Source organism: Nonomuraea maheshkhaliensis, from assembly GCF_039529435.1.
GTDB classification, from domain to species: Bacteria; Actinomycetota; Actinomycetes; order Streptosporangiales; family Streptosporangiaceae; genus Nonomuraea; species Nonomuraea maheshkhaliensis.
In genome coordinates this window covers 1-4,810 of the sequence record NZ_BAAAMU010000257.1, presented here as the reverse complement: position 1 = coordinate 4,810, position 4,810 = coordinate 1, and the positions used below count along the sequence as shown (strand labels likewise).

Below are 4,810 nucleotides of genomic sequence, written 5' to 3'. Positions count from 1 at the left end.
GCCCGCCGCCTCCGGACCGCAGCCAGGACCCGCCGCCTCCGGACCGCTGCCAGGACCCGCCGGCTCCGGACCGCTGTCACCGTCCGCCGGCACGCCCGCCGAGTCCGGGCTGCCGCCGTCCACCGGCACGCCCGCGCGGGAGCACGCTCCCCTGGCGTCCGAACACCGGCCTCCGTCCACGGACCGGGAACCCTCGTCCGGGGAGCCGCAATCTCCGCCCGCCGGCCACCTGCCCCCGTCGGCGGACGACCGGGCACCTGGCTCCGATCACGAATCGTCGCCCGCCGACGCTCCTCGACCCGCACCCGCCTCCCCCGGTCGTCCCGCGTCGGGCAGGCGGCTGACCGTGCTGGCGGCCGTCACCGGTGTGGCGGGCGTGGCGGCGATCCTCATCGGGTGGGTGCTGCCGCTCATCACGGGCGACGCCAGGACCGGGCCCGGCACCGCGACCAGCCCGAGCCCGTCCGCCCCCCAGTCCCTCGCGCCGTTCGACGACTCGAAGTTCGAGAAGGACGTGACCTACCCCGACGGCACCGTCGTCCAGGCGGGCGAGTCCTTCGACAAGACCTGGCGAATCCGCAACGCGGGCAATGTCCCGTGGCACGGCCGCTACCTGACCCGCATGAACGACACCCCGTGCAAGGCGCCCAAACGGGTCGGAATCGGGCCGGTCGCGCCGGGCGAGTCGGTCGACATCACCGTACGCGTACGCGCCGCCGGCTCCCCCGGCCGCTGCAAGATCTACTGGAAGATGACCGACGAGGACGGCACCCCGCTGCTCGCGGGCAAGCGGCCGATCTTCCTCGACGTCACCGTGGCCTGACGCCCGCATCCCACGGCCGCGGGGGGACCACCGCGGCCGCGTGCGCCGGTCAGGGCCAGCTCGGCGCCGGTCGGGGCAGGGGGTTGGCGCCCTCGGGGCGCAACCCGTCGAAGATGATGGCGAGGTAGCGCCGCCACAGGTCCGGCTCCGGATTCGCCAGGAACCCGATCGCGTGCACCGGCGCGCAGATGAGCAGCAGCACGTCGGTCCCGGTGATGTCGGCCCGGACGGCGCCCGCGTCGCGGGCCCGGTCGACCAGCGATCCGATGCTCGCGTGAAACTCGTTGCGGAGTTCGGTCACCTCGGAGTCGCCCTCGGCGACCGTCTGCAGGAACGCCAGGTCATGTTGCCGCTGCCCGCCCGCGGCCACGGTCAGGAACTCCAGCAGCGCCGCCCCGGGATCGGCCGAGTCGAGCAGTCGCCGGGCGACGGCGGTGAGCGCGGCGAAGTGGTCGCCGACGATCGCGGCGATCAACTCCTCCTTCGTGGCGAAGTGGGCGAAGACGGTGCCCTTCGCCACACCCGCCCGGCGGGCGATGTCGGCCATCGAGGCGTCTATGCCCCGCTCCGCGAACTCGTCCGCGGCCGCGGCCAGGAGGAGCTCGCGGTTGCGTGCCGCGTCCGCGCGCAGGGGGCGGCGATCAGGACTGGTCACAGGCGAGATTCTAGCAAGTTGACCGAGAGGTCATGTTATGGATAGGTTCACGGAGTCAACTTGACCCAGCGGTCATTTTACGACCGCCGGTGTCAGCAGGTCAGATCTCAGGAGAGTCACCGATGGAACTGCACGGCGCCACCGCGCTCGTCACCGGCACGAACCGCGGCATCGGCCACCACTTCGCCGTCGAGCTGCTGCGGCGCGGGGCGAAGGTCTACGCCACCGCCCGCCGTCCCGAACTCGTGGACGTCCCCGGCGCCGAGGTGCTGCGCCTGGACATCACCGACCAGGAATCCGTCGAGGCGGCCGCCGCCGTCGCCACCGACGTCGACCTCCTGGTCAACAACGCCGCGTTCACCGCCGGCGGGAACCTCGTGACCGGCGACCTCGACGCCATCCGGCTGACGATGGACTCGAACTACTACGGCACCCTCGCCATGATCCGGGCGTTCGCTCCCGTGCTGGCCCGCAACGGCGGCGGCGCCATCCTCAACGTCCTGTCGGCCGTGGCCTGGACCACCGTCGACGGCAACACCTCCTACGCCGCCGCCAAGTCCGCGCAGTGGGGCCTGACCAACGGGGTCCGGGTGGAACTGGCCGGCCAGGGAACGCACGTCGCCGCCCTCGTCCCCGGGCTCATCGACACGGAGACGTTGCGGGACTTCGCCGCGAACGCCGGAGTCGAGTTCCCCGAAGGCACGCTGCTGGACCCGGCCGACCTCGTCCGGCTCGCGCTGGACGGGCTGGAGGCCGGGGAGATCGAGATCCTCGACCGGATCGGCGCCGACGCGAAGGCGACCCTCACCGGCCCGCCGCGCGCCTTCAGCCTGGAAGCCGCCGCGGCCGCCTGACTCGCCCGCCACGCCCCAGCCGTCCGATGCCGCGGACGAAGTCGGCCGATCGTCGATCCGCATGGCCGAGCAGTCGGCGATGTGCCCACCGCTTGGACCCGCCGACGTGTCAGGGCAGGGCCGACGTGTCAGGACAGGGCCGGCGCGGCCGGCGGAGCGTCGGTCCAGCCGGCCTCGATCAGCGTCTTCCGGTCCGACCACTCCGCGGACGCCTTGCCGCCGGACGTGCCCAGCTGGTCCTGTGCCAGCAGCACCATCCTGCCGGTGTCGACGATCATCCGCACCCTGATCGACGGCGCCCGCTTCGCCTTCCCACCCGGCCTGTCGATCATGAGGGCGGCACCGGATCTGCCCAGTTCGTCCTTGGCCTCGCCGTCGACGCGGGCGCCCGGCAGGGACAGCAGGGCCTGGTAGGCCGCGGCACGGACCTGCTTCGGCGCGGGGATGTCGTGTAGGAGCATCGGCAGAGTCTCCTCGACCCAGGCGGGCAGATCCATCTCCCGGCCGACCTGGCCCGCCTTCATGACCCACGCCTTCAGCTGGGCCGGTTCGGCGGGCAGGCGCTGGACCTCGTCGTACGTCAGCCGCTGCCCGGCGAACTCGAACTGGTCACGGCCCTTCGGCGCTTGGCTCAGTGAGCCCCTGCCGGGCCGGGTGGACAGCTTCACTGTCTTGCCGTCGAGCGATTCGCTCCACGTGGAGGGGGAGCCGTCGCGCTGCCACGCCTTCCGGTCCGCCGCGCTCTTGGGCCGCACCCCCAGGAGCCGGCCGCCGAACCAGGCCCTGCCGTCGGGGGCGTTCCACCGTACGCCGACGAACCGCTCGACCAGCGCATAGGGGTGCGCTCTGGTGCCGAATCGTCCAGGATGGGTTCCCGTCATCAGCGTTCTGGTGTGCCAGTAGGCCCCCTCAGAAGGCGTGGCCGCGACGGCCGCCGGCGTGCCGAGGAGGGCGGCGCCCGCGGCCAAGGCGACACCCAGAGTGATCAGCCGCCGGATCGGCGTGGTCGTGGACGTCATCGGTTCGCTCCATCGATTCGAAGTCACAACCATGCACACAGCTGGGCCGTGCGAACGGTTGCCCGCGAAATGTTCGCACGCGCGGGCAACCGTCACGAGGGACGAAGTGTGTTAGGAGGCGTGAGATCGGACGGAGAACCGTGAGTGACCTGGACCATGACTTCGGCGCTTTCGTGGCCGCGCGTGCCACGAGCTTGTTACGGGTCGCCTACCTCGCCTGTGGTGACGAGGCGGAGGCCGAGGACCTGCTGCAGACGGCGCTGGAGCGCACCTACCGGAAATGGGATCGGGTGGCCGGCTACGACAGTCCGGAGGCCTACGTGCGGCGTGTCATCGTCAACGCCGCCATCAACCGGGCCCGCCGCCGGGCGATCCTCACCATCATCCCCATGCACAGCCCGCCGGAGACGGCGATCCGGGCGGGCGACCCCGACCTGTTCCAGGTGCTCATGGACGCGCTGCGTGCGCTGCCGCCCCGCCAGCGTGCGGTGATCGTCCTGCGGTACTGGGAGGACCTCACCGAGACGCAGACCGCCGAGGCGCTCGGATGCTCGGTCGGCACGGTCAAGAGTCAGGCGTCGAAGGCCATGGCCAAGCTCCGTTCGGCGCTCGGCCGGGAAACACTGGAAGGAGCGATCACCGATGCCCACGCTTGAGGAGGAGATCCGCCGGCTCATGGCGGAGGGGACGGCGGAGCTGCGGGCCGCGCCCGACCTGACGGAGCGGGTGGTGTGGTCCGCCGGGGCGAAGAGGCGGCGCCGGGTCAGGGTCGCGGTGGTGGCCGCGATGGCGGCCGCGTGCGTGGCCGCCGTTCCGGCCGTACTCTCTTTCAGCATCGGTACGGCGCCCATGGCCGGTACATTCGCCACGACACCGGAGCCACCCGCCATCGACGACACCCCGCCCGAGCCGTCGGACCCGCCGAGCCTCGGGGACCTGGGCGACGGGAGGGAGTTCGGGCGGGTGAAGGTGGGATACCTGCCCGGCGGGCTGGAGTGGTCGGGGCGGTCGGTGGACCTGGGCGACACCTACCTGGTCTCGTACGTCCACCCGGGCGACGAGAAGGGCTCCTACCAGGTCGAGATCATGGTGCACGAGGGGGCCGCCGTCCACGAGGCCGAAGGCCGGATCGCCGCCCATCGCGACGAAGCGGACGGCGAGGAGGTGACCGTGGGCGGCCGGAGCGGCTATCTGGTCGTGCAGCACGTGGGCGAGGACGGCATGAAGGGCAGCCCCACCCTGTTCCTGCGGACGGCCGACGGACAGCTGGCCGAGATCGTCTTCAGCCCGGTGTACGCCGCGGAGTACGACGGCACCGAGGCGGTCGACGCCGAACTGCTGCGGATCGGGCAAGGGCTCACCTCCACGATGTGAGAGCTTCATGATCAGCGGTAGGCGCTGGCCTGGAGGGTGTAGAGCTCGGCGTAGAGGCCGTTGTGGGTCATGAGGGTGTCGTGGT

6 protein-coding genes are annotated in these 4,810 nt (G+C 71.7%); 4 read left to right on the top strand and 2 right to left on the bottom strand.

Annotation, left to right across the window (positions count from 1 at the left end):
* On the top strand, positions 1-823 hold an 823-nt coding region (locus ABFX54_RS55935), incomplete at its 5' end, for an NBR1-Ig-like domain-containing protein (protein WP_346115495.1).
* A 49-nt stretch (positions 824-872) separates the two neighbouring features.
* Here the strand turns inward: ABFX54_RS55935 and ABFX54_RS55930 are convergent.
* Complete coding sequence (locus ABFX54_RS55930; RefSeq protein WP_346115494.1) at positions 873-1,478, bottom strand: TetR/AcrR family transcriptional regulator; 606 nt, start codon at positions 1,476-1,478, stop codon at positions 873-875.
* Between the two features lie 122 nt (positions 1,479-1,600).
* Between ABFX54_RS55930 and ABFX54_RS55925 the strand changes: the two genes are divergently transcribed.
* Positions 1,601-2,332 carry an SDR family NAD(P)-dependent oxidoreductase gene (locus tag ABFX54_RS55925; protein ID WP_346115493.1) on the top strand — a complete coding sequence of 244 codons (732 nt, stop codon included), beginning with the start codon at positions 1,601-1,603 and terminating at the stop codon, positions 2,330-2,332.
* 128 nt (positions 2,333-2,460) lie between these two features.
* Here ABFX54_RS55925 and ABFX54_RS55920 read toward each other — a convergent pair whose 3' ends face one another.
* Entirely contained in the window at positions 2,461-3,351 is an 891-nt protein-coding gene (locus ABFX54_RS55920) for a hypothetical protein (protein ID WP_346115492.1), read from the bottom strand.
* A gap of 140 nt (positions 3,352-3,491) precedes the next feature.
* Between ABFX54_RS55920 and ABFX54_RS55915 the strand changes: the two genes are divergently transcribed.
* Positions 3,492-4,007, top strand: coding sequence for a SigE family RNA polymerase sigma factor (locus ABFX54_RS55915; protein ID WP_346115491.1), 516 nt, complete (start codon positions 3,492-3,494; stop codon positions 4,005-4,007).
* On the top strand, positions 3,994-4,725 hold the full coding sequence (locus tag ABFX54_RS55910; RefSeq protein WP_346115490.1) for a hypothetical protein: 732 nt from the start codon (positions 3,994-3,996) through the stop codon (positions 4,723-4,725). The genes ABFX54_RS55915 and ABFX54_RS55910 overlap by 14 nt, the downstream gene beginning before the upstream one ends.
* The last annotated feature ends 85 nt before the right edge of the window (positions 4,726-4,810 follow it).

Coding starts and splice junctions, on each gene's coding strand:
- ABFX54_RS55925 (WP_346115493.1), top strand. CDS start 1,601: ATGGAACTGCACGGCGCCACCGCGCTCGTCACCGGCACGAACCGCGGC.
- ABFX54_RS55920 (WP_346115492.1), bottom strand. CDS start 3,351: ATGACGTCCACGACCACGCCGATCCGGCGGCTGATCACTCTGGGTGTC.
- ABFX54_RS55910 (WP_346115490.1), top strand. CDS start 3,994: ATGCCCACGCTTGAGGAGGAGATCCGCCGGCTCATGGCGGAGGGGACG.